The 17,056-nt window shown below is 30.2% G+C and carries 17 protein-coding genes; 11 read left to right on the top strand and 6 right to left on the bottom strand.

The features are described 5' to 3' along the window. The first annotated feature begins 130 nt into the window (after nucleotides 1–130). The 8 genes from K8354_RS02070 to K8354_RS02035 all read left to right on the top strand — a co-directional run bounded on the left by K8354_RS02070 (nucleotide 131) and on the right by K8354_RS02035 (nucleotide 6,798). Nucleotides 131–1,015, top strand: a complete 885-nt coding sequence (locus K8354_RS02070; RefSeq protein ID WP_223445036.1) for a helix-turn-helix transcriptional regulator — start codon at nucleotides 131–133, stop codon at nucleotides 1,013–1,015. A gap of 23 nt (nucleotides 1,016–1,038) precedes the next feature. Beyond that, nucleotides 1,039–1,548 carry a TrmH family RNA methyltransferase gene (locus K8354_RS02065; RefSeq protein ID WP_223445034.1) on the top strand — a complete coding sequence of 170 codons (510 nt, stop codon included), beginning with the start codon at nucleotides 1,039–1,041 and terminating at the stop codon, nucleotides 1,546–1,548. Nucleotides 1,549–1,590: 42 nt separating this feature from the next. Beyond that, a complete protein-coding gene (gene hemH / locus K8354_RS02060; RefSeq protein ID WP_223445031.1) occupies nucleotides 1,591–2,622 on the top strand; it encodes a ferrochelatase in 1,032 nt (343 codons plus the stop codon). Nucleotides 2,623–2,782: 160 nt separating this feature from the next. Next, on the top strand, nucleotides 2,783–3,373 hold the full coding sequence (locus K8354_RS02055) for a CopD family protein (protein WP_223445029.1): 591 nt from the start codon (nucleotides 2,783–2,785) through the stop codon (nucleotides 3,371–3,373). Nucleotides 3,374–3,531: 158 nt separating this feature from the next. Further along, nucleotides 3,532–4,179: a pyridoxamine 5'-phosphate oxidase gene (gene pdxH, locus K8354_RS02050; protein WP_223445027.1), complete on the top strand. Its 648-nt coding sequence runs from the start codon at nucleotides 3,532–3,534 to the stop codon at nucleotides 4,177–4,179. A 32-nt stretch (nucleotides 4,180–4,211) separates the two neighbouring features. Then, nucleotides 4,212–4,700, top strand: coding sequence for a SixA phosphatase family protein (locus K8354_RS02045; protein WP_223445025.1), 489 nt, complete (start codon nucleotides 4,212–4,214; stop codon nucleotides 4,698–4,700). Between the two features lie 7 nt (nucleotides 4,701–4,707). After that, a complete protein-coding gene (locus tag K8354_RS02040; RefSeq protein WP_223445023.1) occupies nucleotides 4,708–5,604 on the top strand; it encodes a Ppx/GppA phosphatase family protein in 897 nt (298 codons plus the stop codon). Between the two features lie 93 nt (nucleotides 5,605–5,697). Further along, complete coding sequence (locus K8354_RS02035; RefSeq protein WP_223445021.1) at nucleotides 5,698–6,798, top strand: OmpA family protein; 1,101 nt, start codon at nucleotides 5,698–5,700, stop codon at nucleotides 6,796–6,798. 58 nt (nucleotides 6,799–6,856) lie between these two features. Here the strand turns inward: K8354_RS02035 and K8354_RS02030 are convergent, their stop codons facing one another. Both K8354_RS02030 and lpxK read right to left on the bottom strand, forming a co-directional pair. Next, the gene (locus K8354_RS02030; RefSeq protein ID WP_223445019.1) at nucleotides 6,857–7,345 is read right to left on the bottom strand and encodes a thioredoxin family protein; all 489 of its coding nucleotides are present in this window, start codon (nucleotides 7,343–7,345) and stop codon (nucleotides 6,857–6,859) included. Nucleotides 7,346–7,489: 144 nt separating this feature from the next. Next, nucleotides 7,490–8,518, bottom strand: a complete 1,029-nt coding sequence (gene lpxK / locus K8354_RS02025; RefSeq protein ID WP_223445017.1) for a tetraacyldisaccharide 4'-kinase — start codon at nucleotides 8,516–8,518, stop codon at nucleotides 7,490–7,492. Between the two features lie 53 nt (nucleotides 8,519–8,571). Here lpxK and K8354_RS02020 point away from each other — a divergent pair, with 53 nt between their 5' ends. Together K8354_RS02020 and K8354_RS02015 are read left to right on the top strand one after the other, a co-directional pair. After that, nucleotides 8,572–9,666 (top strand): Nif3-like dinuclear metal center hexameric protein, encoded by a 1,095-nt coding sequence (locus K8354_RS02020; protein ID WP_223445015.1) that lies wholly within the window; start codon nucleotides 8,572–8,574, stop codon nucleotides 9,664–9,666. Between the two features lie 2 nt (nucleotides 9,667–9,668). Beyond that, complete coding sequence (locus K8354_RS02015; protein ID WP_223445013.1) at nucleotides 9,669–10,442, top strand: zinc ribbon domain-containing protein; 774 nt, start codon at nucleotides 9,669–9,671, stop codon at nucleotides 10,440–10,442. An 84-nt stretch (nucleotides 10,443–10,526) separates the two neighbouring features. Here K8354_RS02015 and K8354_RS02010 read toward each other — a convergent pair whose 3' ends face one another. The 4 genes from K8354_RS02010 to K8354_RS01995 all read right to left on the bottom strand — a co-directional run bounded on the left by K8354_RS02010 (nucleotide 10,527) and on the right by K8354_RS01995 (nucleotide 15,379). After that, the gene (locus K8354_RS02010; RefSeq protein WP_223445011.1) at nucleotides 10,527–12,509 is read right to left on the bottom strand and encodes a DUF349 domain-containing protein; all 1,983 of its coding nucleotides are present in this window, start codon (nucleotides 12,507–12,509) and stop codon (nucleotides 10,527–10,529) included. 112 nt (nucleotides 12,510–12,621) lie between these two features. Next, nucleotides 12,622–13,377: a shikimate dehydrogenase family protein gene (locus tag K8354_RS02005; protein ID WP_223445009.1), complete on the bottom strand. Its 756-nt coding sequence runs from the start codon at nucleotides 13,375–13,377 to the stop codon at nucleotides 12,622–12,624. Further along, nucleotides 13,355–14,365, bottom strand: a complete 1,011-nt coding sequence (locus tag K8354_RS02000) for a DUF368 domain-containing protein (protein WP_223445008.1) — start codon at nucleotides 14,363–14,365, stop codon at nucleotides 13,355–13,357. Before K8354_RS02000 ends, K8354_RS02005 begins: the two co-directional genes overlap by 23 nt. After that, nucleotides 14,366–15,379: a DUF368 domain-containing protein gene (locus K8354_RS01995; RefSeq protein ID WP_223445007.1), complete on the bottom strand. Its 1,014-nt coding sequence runs from the start codon at nucleotides 15,377–15,379 to the stop codon at nucleotides 14,366–14,368. A gap of 106 nt (nucleotides 15,380–15,485) precedes the next feature. Between K8354_RS01995 and K8354_RS01990 the strand changes: the two genes are divergently transcribed. Beyond that, nucleotides 15,486–16,265: an MBL fold metallo-hydrolase gene (locus tag K8354_RS01990; protein WP_367890415.1), complete on the top strand. Its 780-nt coding sequence runs from the start codon at nucleotides 15,486–15,488 to the stop codon at nucleotides 16,263–16,265. Nucleotides 16,266–17,056: the final 791 nt, after the last annotated feature.

The raw sequence follows: 17,056 nt of genomic DNA, 5'->3' as shown, positions 1-17,056 counted from the left end.
TATCTGTTTTTTAGCTTTTATTTAATAAATAAATTTATAAAAACCCTTATTTTTGTTGCCTTAGCAAGGTTTCTTAATGCATTTATGTAGAATGGTTCTAAATAAATTAAATCTTTAAAAATAATTTTTAATGTTCAAAAATGTCGGTAAAAGTTCTTTTGATGAAATAAATCTTGAAAAAGGGTTTTATGTACTTCATTTTCAGAATGAAAGCAACGAAGTGCAAAATTTTGAAAGAGAAATCAACAGCACTTTTATACAAATACATTTTTGTTTGCGAGGAAATTCTAAATTTTTATTCAATTCGGGTTCTTATACTTTTGATGTTTTAGATAACAGATCTATCCTGTTATACAACCCACAAAGAATATTGCCTATCCATTTAGAAATTCAACCCAAAACAACCCTAATTTCTTTGTTAATTTCTATAGAAAAATTTCATTCTTTATTCTCTAAAGAATCTGGTTACATTCCTTTTTTGAGTGATGAAAATAGCAACCGAAAATATTATGATGATGCAGAAATTAAACCAACAGTTTCTATTGTTTTACAGCAAATCATCAATTCTAATATTAACAGTTCTATTAGAGAATTATATGTAAAAGGAAAAGTTTACGAATTATTAAGTTTGCATTTTCAGAAAGATGAAAGTGCCGAGGGTGAATATTGTCCGTTTTTAGTGGATGAAGAAAATGTTTTAAAAATTAGAAAAGCAAAAGAAATTATCATCGAAAATATGGCTGAACCGCCAAGTTTACAAGAATTAGCAAATGAAGTTGGTTTAAATATTAAAAAATTAAAAGAAGGTTTTAAGCAAATTTATGGAGATACCGTTTTTAGTTTCTTGTTCGATTATAAAATGGAACATTCTAGAAGATTGTTAGAAACAAACCTCTATAACGTAAATGAAGTAGGTTTGCAAGTTGGTTACAGCACTTCAAGTCATTTTATTGCCGCCTTTAAAAAGAAATTTGGTACGACACCAAAAAAATATGTGATGGGTTTACAGAATTAGCAATTTGAAGAAAAATATACAATTTGAAACAACTTACACATTACGATATCGAAAACAATCAGAAACAGTTTCCAATAACTATTGTTTGCGATGCTATTAGAACACCAGAAAATATTGGTATGTGTTTTAGAATTTCTGAAAGTTTTGGTGTAGAAAAAATTTATTTTCATAAAGATTCACCTGCCATAGAAAACAGAAAAGTAATCAACACGGCAAGAAATACAATTGCTCAAATTAATTATGAGTATTATGTCAATTTCCCTAAAATTATCGCACAACTAAAAGCCGCAGGAAACACCATTATAGGAATAGAAATTACTGATAAAAGCATCAATATTCAAGATTTTAATTTTAAAAATCATGAAAAAATAGTCTTAATTTTGGGCAGTGAACGCAATGGAATTGAAGACATCAATTTAATGGATTACACAATTTCAATACCCATGTATGGCAGAAATTCTAGCATGAATGTAATTCACAGTTTGGCCATTATGCTTTATGAGATAACGAAGCAAAAAGTAACAAAAAGTTAGCAAAATATAAACAAACAGCATCTGAAATAAATTCAGCATACAATGAAAGGAGTTTTACTAAACAACTTAGGATCACCAGATTCTACAGAATTAAAAGACGTTAAAAAATATTTAGATGAATTTTTAATGGATGGTCGTGTTATCGATATTGATTATTGGAAACGCTACATTTTAATTAAAGGGATCATTTTAAATTTCAGACCTAAAAAATCAGCGAAAGCTTACAAAAAAATTTGGTGGGATGAAGGGTCGCCATTGGTTGTGATATCAGAACGATTTGCAGAAAAAGTAAACCACAAAACAGACATTCCGGTTGAATTAGCGATGCGTTATGGCTCTATGTCCATGGAAAAAGGAATTAAAAATTTAGCTGACCAAGGAGTTACAGAAATCTTTTTAGCCCCTCTATATCCTCATTATGCGATGTCTTCTTACGAAACTGTAGTAGTACAGGCCGAAGAAATTTTAGCTGAAAAATATCCGCATATTATTTTAGATACCTTACCTCCTTTTTATAACAAACCAGAGTATATAAAAGCGATGAGTAACAATATTGCGCATCATTTAAAAGGTTTCGAGTATGATCATATTCTGTTTTCTTACCACGGAATTCCTGAGCGCCATATCAGAAAATCAGATCCAACAAAAAGTCATTGTAAAATAGATGGTTCTTGTTGCGAGCGCAATTCTGTGGCACATTATACATGCTATAGACATCAATGTTTTGAAACCACCAAAGAAATTGCCAAAACCTTAAATTTAAAAGAAGGAACATGGAGCAATTCTTTTCAGTCAAGATTGTTAAAAGATCCATGGTTAAAGCCCTACACCGATTTTGAATTAGAGAAATTTCCAGAAATGGGAAAAAAGAAATTAGCAGTGATTACACCTGCTTTTGTTTCAGATTGTTTAGAAACTTTAGAGGAAATTGCCATGGAAGGTGAAGAAGATTTTATGGCTGCTGGAGGTACTCATTACAAACACATTCCTTGTATGAATGATAATGACGATTGGGTTGATGTAATGGTTTCTTGGATTGATGAATGGCAAGGAGAAAAAGTGATAAATGGTTAGTGGTTTGTGATCAAAGCTGAAAAACTCAATTCAAGTACTTTTTAAGTTTATCATAACAATTATCAACTTTAAAAAATAAAAACAAAGAACGTTGAATTTTGAACTTTGAACTTTGAACTTTGAACTTTGAATATTATATCTTAAACTTTAAAATAAAACTATGAGTTTTTATTACGTAAAAGCATTACATATTATCTTTGTAGTTACTTGGTTTGCAGGTTTATTTTATATTCCGAGGTTATTTATTTATCATATAGAGGCCGAAAAAAAGCCAGAACCTGCAAAAGAAATTTTACAGACGCAATATAAATTAATGAGCAAAAGGCTTTGGTATATTATTACATGGCCTTCCGCAATTTTGGCAAGTTTTTTTGCTTTTTGGATGTTGTTTGAAAATCCTTATTATTTATCAGAACCCTGGATGTTGGTAAAACTAGCCTTTGTTTTAGCATTGTATTTATTTCATTATTCTTGTCAAATAATTTATGCTCAATTGCAGAAAGATATTATTAAATATTCTGCTTTTCAACTTCGAATTTGGAATGAAATCGCGACCATAATCCTTTTTGCTGTAGTATTTTTAGTAACCATTAAAAGTGCCATTAATTGGATTTGGGGTGTTGTTGGCATCATACTTTTTGGGATTTTACTAATGTTAGGTATTAAACTTTATAAAAAAATTAGAGAAAAAAGAAGTTGGGAAAAAAGCGAGAATATCATCTTAAAAAAAGATAAAAACAATGTGGATTAGTCTTTAAATAACGCGAATTCAGCTTACATATCTTAATCGTTTAAATTAAAGTAGATCCTTTATTTATCCGATAAAAATAAAAAACAAGTAACCAAAAATCAGTCAAAACCTTTTTATTTTTACTAAAAAACATTTGTATTTTTACATAAATATTCAATATGTCTAAAGACTTAAGTAATTACAGAAAATCTTACGAAAAGCAAGAACTTTTAGAAGACAACTGTCCAGAAAATCCAATGGAATTATTTCGAACCTGGTTTTTAGATGCAGACAATTCTGGCACTGCAGTCGAAACGAATGCTATGACTATTTCTACGATTGGTAAAGACGGATTTCCGAAAAGTAGAATTGTGCTTCTAAAAAAATATACTTGGGAAGGCTTTATTTTTTACACCAATTACAACTCAGAAAAAGGCAAGGCCATTGAGGCCAATCAAAATATTTGTCTATCTTTTTTCTGGCCTGCTTTAGAACAACAAATTATCATCAAAGGAAAAGCAGAAAAACTTTCAGAAAATTTATCTGATGGCTATTTTGAATCGAGACCTGATGGTAGTAAATTAGGCGCATGGGCTTCTAATCAAAGTGCTGTGGTAAAATCTAGAGAAGAGCTCGACACAAACTTAAAAACGTTCGAAAAAAAGTTTGAGGGAGCAGAAATTGTAAGACCAAAACATTGGGGAGGCTACCTTGTTAAACCAATTTCTCTAGAATTTTGGCAAGGAAGACCCAATAGAATGCATGATAGAATACGATATTCTTTACAAAAAGATTTTTCATGGAAATTAGAGCGATTGTCACCTTAATTTTTATATTTACATTTCAATAATCAAATTAAATGAAAACACTTTACATAGTTCGCCATGCAAAATCTTCTTGGGAATATTCTGGAATTGAAGATATTGATAGACCTTTAAAGAAAAGAGGAATTAAAGACGCTCATTTAATGTCTAAATTTTTATCAAAAAAAATCTCTAAACCCGATGTTTTTATGTCTAGTAGCGCAAATAGAGCTTTGCATACTGCCGTAATTTTTTGCGAAAATTTTGACTATCCCCTATCTAACCTAAAAATAAGACGCCAATTATATAGTTTTAGCGATGGTTATTTAGTAAAAACCGTAAAGGCTTTAGACGATTCCTTTAATACTGCCATTATTTTTAGTCATGATCATGGCATCAATACCTTTGTAAATAAATTTGGCAATAAACCTTTAGCGCATGTTGCTACTTGCGGAATTATAGGAATTAAATTCGAGGATAAACATTGGAAGGATATTAAGAAAGGAAAAACAGTGATGGCTGAATTCCCTAAAAACCACAAATAATTTTAGTTTGCTAGAAATAAAAAAATTTGGCGCTATTGATATCGGTTCAAATGCCATTAGATTGCTGATATCCAACGTAGTTGTAAAAGAAGGACAAGAACCTCAATTTAAAAAATCATCTTTAGTCCGTGTTCCCATTCGTTTAGGAGCTGACGCATTTGTAAGCGGTATTATTAGTGAAGAAAATACCATTAGAATGATAGATGCCATAGAAGCTTTTAAATTATTAATGAAAGTTCATCATGTGGAACGCTACAAAGCCTGCGCTACTTCCGCAATGAGAGAGGCTAAAAATGGTGTTGAACTTGTTGAAAAAATCTTTAAAGAGACTGGTGTTCAAATTCATATTATTGGCGGAAAAGAAGAAGCAGCCATTATATCATCTACCGATTTAAACGAACTTATAGAAGGCGATAGTTCGTACTTATATGTAGATGTTGGCGGCGGCAGCACTGAGTTTACTGTTTTTTCAGGAGGTAAAATTATTACCTCAAAGTCTTTTAAAATGGGAACAGTACGTTTACTCAATAATAAAAAAGCTGTTAACAAAGAAATTTTTGCAAATGTTGAAAAATGGGTTAAGAAAAATACAAATGGTTTAAAAAACTTATCTTTAATTGGCTCTGGAGGAAACATTAATAAACTTTTTAAAATGTCTGGTAGAACGGAAGGAAAACCAATTTCTTTTATTTATTTGAATGCACAATATGAGTTTTTAAAACAAATGAGTTATCAAGAAAGAATTTCTGAATTAAGTTTAAATCCTGATAGAGCAGATGTTATTATACCCGCTACAAAAATCTATTTATCCTCCATGAAATGGAGTGGTGCAAGAAAAATTTATGTTCCAAAAATTGGACTTTCTGATGGAATCATAAAAAGTTTGTACTACAATAAGTTATAAAAACCTAATTTTACAGACTATTTATAAATGTTTTTAGTACTTTTGATAGTATTTTTTAATTTTTAAATTCAGTATTGAATAATGTTTAGTAATATGAAGAAATTTCTATTAAGTGTAGCTTTTTTAATGTTTGCTGCAATTGGTTTTAGTCAAGATTTACCTTTAAATCCTGAACCTGGAAAATGCTATGTTCGTTGTAAAACTCCAGATATTTATAAAAACGAAACAGTAAACGTAGCTGTTTCTCCAGAGTACAAGAAAATAATTACCTACCCAGCCGAATATAAAACCATTCAAGAAAAGGTAATTATTAAAGAAGCCGGAGAAGAAGTATTAATTGTACCAGCAGTATGGGGCACGCAAGTGGTTACCTACTATGAAAAAGAAGATGGTACAAAATTAGAAACTCAAGAAGCTGTTTTTATACAAGGTTCTGAAACTGTTGAAACGAAAGCTGCCTCTGCAAACTGGGTAATGAGTGAAAAAATGCCAGACTGTAATTCTGATGATCCAGAAGACTGCAGATATTGGTGCTATAAACCTCAACCTGCAGAGTTTAGAACCATGCCTACAGAAAAACTTAAGGCAGATGCAAGTGTCTCTAAAATACGTATTCCTGGTGTTACAAAAACTTATGAGAGAAAGGTGATGGTTAAAAAACCTACAACCTCAATTGTACAGACGAAACCTGAATATAAAACAATAGAAAAAACAGTTTTAGTAAAAGATGCAAGATCAGAAGAAGTTATTGTACCTGCAGTTTTTAGATCTGTAACTAAAGAGGTTTTAGTAAAAAAAGGAGGGTTAACCTCATGGAAAGCTGTTGACTGTGAATTGGTAAATAATACACCTTTACCCATAAGCTGGGATTTCTCTAGCGCTACACTAAATGAAGGAGCAACAAGAATCATAGACGCTAGATTGTTACCAATCTTAAAAGAAGGAATGGCTGTATTTATTGAGTCACATACGGACATGAGAGGAACTAAAAAAGATAACCAAGACTTATCTGACAGAAGAGCAAAAGCCGTTACAGATTATTTAATTTCTAAAGGCATCAATGTAAGTCAGTTATTTGCGAAAGGTTTTGGAGAATCGAAACTTTTAAATAAATGTTCTGATGACGTTGTTTGTTCTGAAGCTGAACACTCAATAAACAGAAGAACTACTTTTAGAGTGGTCAATCAAAAATAAGATTAATCTTATTTTAAAATAAAAAAAAACGAAGCAATTTGCTTCGTTTTTTTTATTTCTAATATTTTTGAATAACAGATTGAATAAAAGGATAATAGTATTCTGTCATTATATATCCCTTTTTCTCTGCTAACTTTTTCCCTTTATAATTCACCATCAATAAAGTTGGGAAAGATTGTACTCCATATTTATGTTGAAGCTTGTAATTTTCGCTCATTTTTTTTGGTGTTAACAAATCTATTCTTCTAGGAATATCTACCTCTAAAAGCACTAAATCTCTATCGGACAAAGCTTTAAATTTCTCTGTATGAAATAATTCAGTATCTAAAATTTTACATGGACCACACCAATCTGACCCTGTAAAATAAATTAAAATAGGTTTATGTTCTTTTTTAGACTTCTGCAAAGCTTCTTTAAAAGTTGGAGACCATTGTAATTTAACTTCATTAAATTGAGCATCCGTACTCAAATCTATCCCTACTTCCTGTGAATAAAAGCTGTTTAAAGTAGCAAAATAAACAAAAAAACAAACCATTAATTTATTCATAATAATAATTTCTTCAAAAGTATCAAAAATTATACCAGTATTAAAATATAAACTGTGACTTCCTAAATTTTATTTTGTCTTAACCATCGAGTAATAATTTAAAAAATGGTGCTACTATAAATTAAAGAAATAAAAACCAATATTTTAACCTCTTATTTTTTGTATATGATTTTTAATCAGGCAATTAAAATCTATATTTTGATTGCCTAAAAAACATGTTTCTATTTCTATATAAAAAAGAGAATCTAATACACTCTCTAATCTCGTATAATCTTTTTCTGTGGTGAGTATCATTTTGTTTTGAGACTTTAAGTCATTAAACTCTTGCTTAATTTGTTGAATTTCCGAAGATGAAAAATGATGATGATCTGCATATTCTAAATGTTTAAAGTTCACTTTTTTTTGTTCTAAAAAATGAACTAAAGGTACTGGATTCGCAATGCCTGTGATCAATAAAACGTTATAATTTTTCAACTCATGAACCTTTATTTTTTTATCCGAAGACACAATATTTCCGTAGGATATGGTTGTAAAAAAAATACTTTTATCAAACTTTTTTAATTTTAATTTAATCGCTTCTTGTTGCTTATTGCTTAAATCTTCCGGACATTTTGTAACTACAATTACATCTGTTCGTTTTGCTCCTGTGCTACTTTCTCTTAAATTACCTGTCGGCAATAAAAAATCATCTGTAAACAAATCATCAAACTTTGTGAGTAAAATATAAAAACTTCCTTTCACTTTTCTATGTTGATATGCATCGTCTAGTAAAATAATTTCTGGAGCTGTTTTTTTTATCAATATTTGAATTCCTTCTACCCTATTTGCATCAACAGCTACTGCTATTTGCTCAAATTTTTTAAAGTATTGTAAAGGTTCATCACCCACCTCTAAAGCTTTATGCGTCTTATCTAAAAGCACAAATCCTTTTGTTTTACGCTTATAACCCCTGCTAAGAACTGCTACTTTCAGTTCTTTTTTTAAAATTCTAATTAAATATTCTATTTGCGGAGTTTTCCCTGTGCCACCAACACTTAAGTTACCTACAACAATAATGGGTATTGGAAAAGAAGTCGATTTAAAATAGCTAGTATCGAATAAAAAATTGCGAATTGTAGTAACTACATCATACAAAATTGCCAACGGAAATAATAAAAATCTAACAAATTTCATCTGTGTAAAAATACATTAAAAATGTTAACTTTGATTTTCTATAAAATCAAAAAATGACCATCAAAAACATAACCAATTACATTGAAGAATTAGCACCTTTAAACTACGCAGAAGATTTTGATAATGTTGGTTTATTGATTGGTAATTACAACACAGAGGTTACGGGAGTTCTAGTAACTTTAGACACCTTAGAAGAAACTGTTGATGAAGCCATCGCCAAAAATTGTAATGTAATTGTAAGCTTTCACCCCATTATTTTTAGTGGTTTAAAAAAGGTAAATGGAAATTCTTATGTAGAAAAAGTGGTTCTAAAAGCCATTAAAAATGACATTGCAATTTATGCGACGCATACAGCTCTGGATAATTCTAAAAACGGAGTTTCTGCAAAAATATGTGAAGTTTTAAGGCTCACCAACACCAAAATTCTACTTCCTAAAAAAGGAATTATACAGAAACTAACGACCTATGTTCCTGCTGAAAATGCTTCTAAATTAAAGAATTCTCTTTTTGCCGCTGGCGCAGGAAATATTGGGAATTATGATAATTGTTCTTTTAGTGTCTCTGGTGATGGAACTTTTAGAGGAAATGAACATTCTAATCCTGTTATTGGAGAAAAAGGAAAACTTCACACAGAAAAAGAAATAAAAATTTCTGTGACTTTTGAAAGTAAAAACAAAACCTCTATTTTAAGAGCCTTGCATGAAAACCATCCTTATGAAGAAGTTGCATATGAAATTGTAACCACAGAAAATGTACATCAAGATATTGGAATGGGAATGATTGGCGAACTCCCCTCAGAAATGCATGAAAAAGAATTTTTATTGTATTTAAAAAAAACAATGAAAACAGATTGTATACGTCATTCTGCGCTGATTCATAAAAAAATAAAAAAAGTTGCAGTATTGGGGGGGTCAGGAAGTTTTGCTATTTCCGATGCTAAAAAGGCTAATGCCGATGCGTATGTGAGTGCAGATTTTAAATATCACGAGTTTTTTAAAGCAGAAAACAGCATACTTTTGGCAGATATAGGCCATTATGAAAGCGAACAGTTTACAAAAAACCTTTTGGTTGATTATCTTACGAAAAAATTTAGTAATTTCGCAGTCATTTTATCAGAAAAAAGTACAAATCCTATTTATTATATATAATCATGGCAAAGAAGAAAGAAATTTCGGTTGAAGAAAAATTAAGAGCTTTATATGACTTACAGTTAATAGACTCTAGAATTGATGAAATTAGAAACGTTAGAGGTGAACTACCTTTAGAAGTAGAAGATTTAGAAGATGAAGTTGCCGGTTTAAACACACGTGTTGCTAATTTAAACAAAGACGTTACGAGTTTAGAAACAGATATCAACAACAAAAAGTTAGCGATAGAAGAGTCTAATTCGTTAATGAAAAAATACGATGAGCAACAAAAAAAGGTAAGAAACAATAGAGAATTTGATTCATTATCTAAAGAAATTGAATATCAAGATTTAGAAATTCAATTGGCAGAGAAAAGAATTAATGAATACAAAGCCAAGATTGCTCAGAAAATGGAAGTTATTGATAGAACTAAAGAAAAATTAGCGAAGCAAGAACAACATTTAGGTCATAAGAAAGCTGAATTAGATGCTATTTTAAAAGAGACAGAAAAAGAAGAAGCGCTCTTAATTAAGAAATCTAAGGAATTTGGAGATTCTATCGATGCACATTTATTATCTGCATACAATAGAATTAGAACGAAAGTAAAAAATGGTTTAGCAGTGGTGGCGATAGAACGTGGCGCTTCTGGAGGTTCTTATTTTACAATTCCACCTCAGGTGCAATTAGAAATTGCCAATAGAAAGAAAATTACTATAGATGAGCATAGTGGTCGTATTTTAGTGGATGCGGCTTTAGCAGCAGAAGAAAAAGAGAAAATGGATCAACTATTTCATTAATCTTTTTAAAGTTAAAATATTAAAAAACTCGAAGTAAGTGCTTCGAGTTTTTTAATGACCTTTTCTGACGTATTATTCATTGCATTAATATTCTAATTTTTTTAGATATTTTAATTTTTGTTTCCAAGTTTGTAAATCTTCTTTTAAGTCGTTTATCTTATTTCTTACATTTACTACTAACGGATTGTCTGCTTTAGCATTTGAGAAAAAACCTAAATTATTTTCTAGTTGCTGCATTTCTTTGACAACCTCATCAATCTTTTTTCTAACATATATTTGTTCAGAATCTAATCTTCTTACATCATTGTCAGCAGCATACCCATCGACAACATTTGTAAACTTAAGCATAGAAATTTCATTTTTATCCAAAGACAAACTCTCTAATATTTTATCTACTTGTTTATTAAACTTACCTTCTAAATGACGCGCATTTGATGGTAAAGTTCCTAAACTTCTCCAGGCTTTAATCGATTCTAAAACAGCATCTTTTGTAGTGTCTTTTGATTGTTTTAAAGTTTCTAAAAATTCTTTTTTTGCCACTACAACCGCTTGTTGTTCTTTACTTACAGAATTTTTTTGTTGATAATATCTATCAAAATAATGGTTACAAGCAGCTTTAAAACGTTTCCAAATATCATCAGAAAATTTGCGAGGTACGTGACCTATTTTTTTCCAGTCTGACTGCACTTTTTTCATGGTATTCGTTGCCTTTTCCCAATCTTCGCTTTCTTTTAACGATTCTGCCAATTCAATTAAAGCAATTTTCTTTTCTAAATTATCTTGCTGCTCACTCTTTTCTTGCTTGTAAAATGTATTTTTCGAACTATTGAATTTTTTAGTTGCCGCTTTAAATTTTTGCCACACTTCTTCACTTTTTGAATAAGGAAGTTTCCCAACATTAAAATACTCTTGCCTTAATGCTTCAATATCATTGATGCTTTTTTGCCAATCATTATGGCTTTTGTTGTTAGTGGTATCATACGCATCAATTAAAGCAATCACATCTAACTTCTTTTGGGTAATTTCTTGATATTTAGAGCGCATTTCTCTAAAATAATCATGTCTTTTATCATGAATTTTCTTTGTTGCGACACTAAATTTATGCCAAATTTCTTCACGCATTTCTTTTGCTACCGGCCCTATATCTTCTTTCCAAATTTTATGCAAATCTTGCAATTCGTTTGCTGCATAATTCACATCGGTTTCATTGGCTAAAGCCTCCGCTTGTTTTATAATGTTTAGTTTTTCCTCTAAATTATGTTTAAATTCTAAATCTCTAAAATCATTGCTTAAATGCAACAAATCGTAAAAACGTTCTACATGATGATGATAAATTTTCCATGTATCATTATAATAAACTTTTGGTACTGCACCAATTGTGCGCCAAGTATCTTGAATTTCTTTAAAATTCTTGTACATGGTAGTAGCATCTGCCTCATCTATCAAGTTTTTTAAACTTTCAATGACCGCTACACGTTTCTCTAAATTTTGATTTAATTGCTTGTCTAAATCATTATAATGCGCATCTCTTTGCTTTTTATAGTCTGCTAGCAACGCGTTATACTCTGCTTTAATTGGACTAGAAAACTGAAAATCAATAACATTACCTCCATCCGCTAAAAAAGCAGCTTTTTTTTCTGCTATTAGAGCCCCAAACTTTTTATTGAAAGCACTTTTAACACTTTCTACTTCGTTTTTTATTTTTTGTACAGGATTGTCTGCTATGATCTTTTTAAGCTCTACAACCAATTCCTCTAAAGTGAGTTTTGTATATGCTACCTTGGGCGTTTCTTCTTCTTCTTCTTCTTCTTCTTCTTCTTCTTCTTCCTTCGGCATTTCATCTTCGGCATTTTCAACTACCACACTTGCAACCTTGTTTACAGATTCTGAAGTAGCATCAACCACCGCTGTTTTTGTAGATTCCGTTTTTTCCTCTTTTACAGAGATTTTCTCCGTACTCTCTATCTTTACATCTTCTGTTTTCTTCTGTTCTTGAGGTGTTACATCAACTTTTTCAATTGATTTTAAATCGTTTTTTTCAACGTTTTCTTCATTTTTATCTAACATATCTACAATGTTTAAAGGTCCTTATACAATACTATAATTATATAAGCATCAAAAATAGTGACAACTTACAATAATTGCAAGTTATCATAGCAGTAAAATTTATAATCTAAGGTTAATTATTCCAAATTCTCCAAGATTCTTCAGCCTGTAGTTCTAACATCTCTGATCCGTTTTTAATAACTGCACCGTTTTCTTTTCCTTTGGATAAAAACATCGTTAATTCAGGATTGTAAATTAAATCATACAAAATATGATTTTTGGTAATAAATTGATAGGGAATATTTGGATATTTCTCAATATCTGGAAATGTTCCTAACGGTGTAGCATTCACAATTATAGTGTACTTTTCCATTATTTTTTGCGTTAAACTTTGATAAGAAATCTCTTTATTGCCTTTAGGATTTCTAGACACTAATTTACAGGCGATTTTATTTTTCTTAAAAGCATAGGCTATCGCTTTCGATGCGCCTCCTGTTCCTAGAATTAGTGCTTTTTTATGATGCTTTTTTAAAAGCGGAATGATAGAATTTTCAAAACCTACAACATCTGAATTATAGCCTTTTAAATTTCCTCTTTTTGTAAATTTAATCGTATTCACCGCCCCTATTTCTTCTGCAGTTTTATCAAGTTTATCTAAAAACGGAATTACATCTTGTTTATAAGGAATCGTAACATTAATTCCTTTTAAATCTTTATGTTGTTCGATAACAGTAGGGAAATCTTCAATTTTTTGAAGATCAAAATTTACGTATTTATGATTCTTTAAATTTAGTTTCTCAAACTTTTTCGTAAAATATCCCCGTGAAAATGAATACGAAATATTTTTACCTAACAATCCAAATAATTTATTTTTTCCTTTTTCTATCATAATAATCAATGGCTAATATTAATCCGATACCCATAAAAATAAAGCAAATTGCTAAAATTGTTTCTAAACTTAAACTATTGGGTATAAATCGTTCATAATTCTCTACAATTTTACGACCTTCTTTGTCTAATAAAGCAACCCCGTTTTGTTGCACATAAACAGTTCTTTTCCAAGGCCAAACAATCCCTAAAGACCCCGTTATAAAACCTATAATTATTGCATTTACAATTTTATGATATCTTTTTAAAACATATCCTAAAAAATGTGAAATAGAAACCAAACCAAAAGCAGAACCGCCCGTAAAAACGGTAATAATTTTTAAATACCTCACTTTTATGGGATCTGATAAAACCTTAAAATTACCAGAAAGAATGTTGGTCAGTACATTTAGTAAAACATTTACAGAATCTACTAAAAGTAACACATAATTGCCCAATAATATCAAAATAAAAGAACCCGAAAGCCCCGGTAGCGTCATCCCAGAAACTCCTATAATTCCACAAATAAAAACAAACCAAAGATTATCGTTTTCGACTGCAGGTGTTAAAAAACTAATACTCACACCAAGGCTTGCACCGACTATTAGAGAAATAATATTTTTCTTGCTCCAACCACCAAAATCTTTACCAACATAGTAAATTGAACCGATAATCATCCCAAAAAACCAACTCCAGACATACAGTTCATAGTGTTTTAAAAAATAATCTAATAGCAGAGAAACACTAAAATAACTAAAAATACTGCCGCCCATCACCAACAATAAAAATTGAGCATTGATATATTGCAAAAAGCTTTTAACCTTTCCGTTTAGTAGTAACTTAAACGATTTTAAATTAATTTTTTGAAAGGAATAAATCAATTCTTCATAAAAACCTAGCACAAAAGAAACTGTTCCACCAGAAACTCCAGGAACTTTATTGGCTGCCCCCATAATTAATCCTTTAAAAAAAAGGACGATTTTTTGAACGAATGTTCTCTCTTGGTGCATTTACTTTTTTTGAACAGCTAATTTCTCCATCAATAAAATAAGTGCAAAACCAGCGATTGCTAACATAATTGCAGGTATTAATTGAGAATCAATTCCTAAATTAACTTCTGAATATTGAAAGGGAGAAATACTTTTTTCTAAAGCCACTTTATAATTTTCAAAATCATTAAGTTGATTTTGATAGACCGATAAGCTACCTAAATTACTAACGTCTTTAAACTGCACAACTGAACTAGAGGATTTATCAAAGACTGACTGCGTCAGTTTCCAAGGCCAAATTTTATTCAAAGAACCTATGATAAAGCCGGTTAAAACCGCTAAAGTATAATTTTTATAATTGGCAAACAACCATTTTAAAACTTTAGAAAACGATAATAAACCAACTACCGCACCGACCATAAAAGTAAGTATTGTTTTAAAATCTTTATCATTTACGGCATCTAAAACTGGTTTATATGCCCCTAATAACACCAATATAAAAGAGCCTGAAATACCTGGTAAAATCATTGCGCAAATTGCAATTGCTCCGGCTAATAGAATATATAAAGAAGAAGAATTTTCAGAAACTAACGGGTTTAAGGTTGTAATATAATACGCTAAAAATGCTCCTAAAATCAAGATAATTACAGCAATAAAATTCCATTTTGAAATTTGTTTTGCAATGTAAATAATACTTGCCAGCACCAAACCAAAAAAGAACGACCACAATAAAATAGGTTCATTTTCTAATAAATACTTGATTGCTTTTGCTAACGATATGATACTGATAAAAATCCCTAAGAAAAGTGACAATAAAAAGTTACCATTTAATTGCTTCCAAGCCGCTTTGAAGCCTTCTTTTTTTAACGTTTTAAACAAGCCTAAATTCACGTTACTAATAGACCCTAAAAGTTCTTCGTAAATACCTGAAATAAAAGCAATAGTACCTCCAGAAACCCCCGGAACAACATCCGCCGCTCCCATTGCCATTCCTTTAAATCCAATAATTACGTAGTCTTTAATTTTTCTACTCATTTTTTTATTCTTTTTTTTTCGTGAACGAATATAATTGATTTTAAAGAAATGTTAACAACAATCTTCTTTTTATTCTTATTACCTTTGGATAGAATTAAATTAAAAAATGATGAAAAAAATTAGTATTATTTTAATTTTAGTGATCTCAGCCGTATTTTCTTGCAAAAAAACGGATGCTAAAAAAAGCAATCCTAAAGTTGCTAAAACAGCATTAAAAGAAACTTCAGCATTACAAATAACACCGATATCGCATGCTACAGCAGTCATTTCTTTTAACAAGGAAACCATTTATTTAGATCCTACGGGAGGTTTAAAAGCTTTTGAAGGATTTAAAAAACCTACGTATGTTTTAATTACGGATATTCATGGTGATCACATGGACTTAAAAACATTGAATGCTTTAGATCTTTCAGAAAGCATTATTATTGCTCCTGAAGCTGTGAGTAAAAACCTAACCACGATTAATTCTCAAGAAATTATTACAATTCAAAATGGTGAAAAAAAATTGATGGATAGCTTTCAAATAGAAGCAATCCCCATGTATAATTTAAGAGAAGAAGCTTTAAAATTTCACCCTAAAGGAAGAGGAAACGGCTATGTACTAACAATTAATAATGAAAGAATTTACTTTTCTGGTGATACTGAAGATATTCCTGAAATGAGAAATTTAAAAAATATTGATAAAGCGTTTGTTTGTATGAATTTACCCTATACAATGACCATAGAAAGTGCTGCTGATGCCGTTGTAGAGTTCAAACCAAAAGAAATATATCCATATCATTATAGAGGAACGAATGGCTTGAGTGATGTTGCAAAATTTAAGGAAATTGTTACGAGTCAAGATGCAAATATTAAGGTGATTCAATGGAACTGGTATCCAAATTAAAGCGTAATATCATTGATATCCTGAATTAAAAACAATTAAAACCTTATTTTTCTTTGATTTAAAGCATCCGTAATCATCGCTAAAGTGACGTTATTGCGCCTTTTGAACAAACTTTTATTGTTCTTCTACTTTTTTTATAATTCAAAAATAAGATGGATATTTCTTATAAACTCCTAAAAATATATACCACTTAACCACACCTCTTGTTTTACCAATGCTGTTTTGAAATTACTGTAAAATATAAGGATGATTTTTTTCTTGATAGAAAATAGAAAAATAAAGCATTCATTATGATTTCTTTTGATATTGAAACAGAAAGCAAAAAAGAACGTTTTAGTATGGTCATTTCAATGCAGAATTAGTATTACTATAAATCTAGACCACAGACCTGATATAATAATTTCACAGAATAACCATTCTCAGATTCGGAAATAATAAAAAACTATTTTGTTTTTAGATCGAAATAATTTTTAACACTAGAGTTGTCTACATTTCAAGTGTACAAACATTTTTTTTATTTCTATTGCACTCCATTTTTTTTTAGATCAGCATTAAATTAATAATTAATTGTTAATTTTAATCATTATATTAGTGGCGTTAAAATCATTAAAAATTAATTTAAACCCCTATGAAAACAACTATACTAGTTATAAAGTGTACAGATGTATCTAATCGGTAGCGCTAATTCTCATTATCCAAAGAACTTACTTTTCAAAACGAGCAGACATATCAGCAGGTAACCGAACTAAGTATTCCTCATAAAGAACTCGCTTTTCAAAATGAAAAAATAT

Source organism: Polaribacter litorisediminis (assembly GCF_019968605.1).
In the GTDB taxonomy this organism is placed as follows: domain Bacteria; phylum Bacteroidota; class Bacteroidia; order Flavobacteriales; family Flavobacteriaceae; genus Polaribacter; species Polaribacter litorisediminis.
The sequence above is the reverse complement of the archived record's forward strand: the minus strand, read 5'-3'. Positions and strand labels throughout refer to the sequence as shown.

Coding starts and splice junctions, on each gene's coding strand:
- K8354_RS02015 (WP_223445013.1), top strand. CDS start 9,669: ATGGCAAAGAAGAAAGAAATTTCGGTTGAAGAAAAATTAAGAGCTTTA.
- K8354_RS02010 (WP_223445011.1), bottom strand. CDS start 12,509: ATGTTAGATAAAAATGAAGAAAACGTTGAAAAAAACGATTTAAAATCA.
- K8354_RS02005 (WP_223445009.1), bottom strand. CDS start 13,377: ATGATAGAAAAAGGAAAAAATAAATTATTTGGATTGTTAGGTAAAAAT.
- K8354_RS02055 (WP_223445029.1), top strand. CDS start 2,783: ATGAGTTTTTATTACGTAAAAGCATTACATATTATCTTTGTAGTTACT.
- K8354_RS02045 (WP_223445025.1), top strand. CDS start 4,212: ATGAAAACACTTTACATAGTTCGCCATGCAAAATCTTCTTGGGAATAT.
- lpxK (WP_223445017.1), bottom strand. CDS start 8,518: ATGAAATTTGTTAGATTTTTATTATTTCCGTTGGCAATTTTGTATGAT.
- K8354_RS02030 (WP_223445019.1), bottom strand. CDS start 7,345: ATGAATAAATTAATGGTTTGTTTTTTTGTTTATTTTGCTACTTTAAAC.
- hemH (WP_223445031.1), top strand. CDS start 1,591: ATGAAAGGAGTTTTACTAAACAACTTAGGATCACCAGATTCTACAGAA.
- K8354_RS02035 (WP_223445021.1), top strand. CDS start 5,698: ATGAAGAAATTTCTATTAAGTGTAGCTTTTTTAATGTTTGCTGCAATT.
- K8354_RS01990 (WP_367890415.1), top strand. CDS start 15,486: ATGATGAAAAAAATTAGTATTATTTTAATTTTAGTGATCTCAGCCGTA.
- pdxH (WP_223445027.1), top strand. CDS start 3,532: ATGTCTAAAGACTTAAGTAATTACAGAAAATCTTACGAAAAGCAAGAA.
- K8354_RS02070 (WP_223445036.1), top strand. CDS start 131: ATGTTCAAAAATGTCGGTAAAAGTTCTTTTGATGAAATAAATCTTGAA.
- K8354_RS02000 (WP_223445008.1), bottom strand. CDS start 14,365: ATGCACCAAGAGAGAACATTCGTTCAAAAAATCGTCCTTTTTTTTAAA.
- K8354_RS02020 (WP_223445015.1), top strand. CDS start 8,572: ATGACCATCAAAAACATAACCAATTACATTGAAGAATTAGCACCTTTA.
- K8354_RS01995 (WP_223445007.1), bottom strand. CDS start 15,379: ATGAGTAGAAAAATTAAAGACTACGTAATTATTGGATTTAAAGGAATG.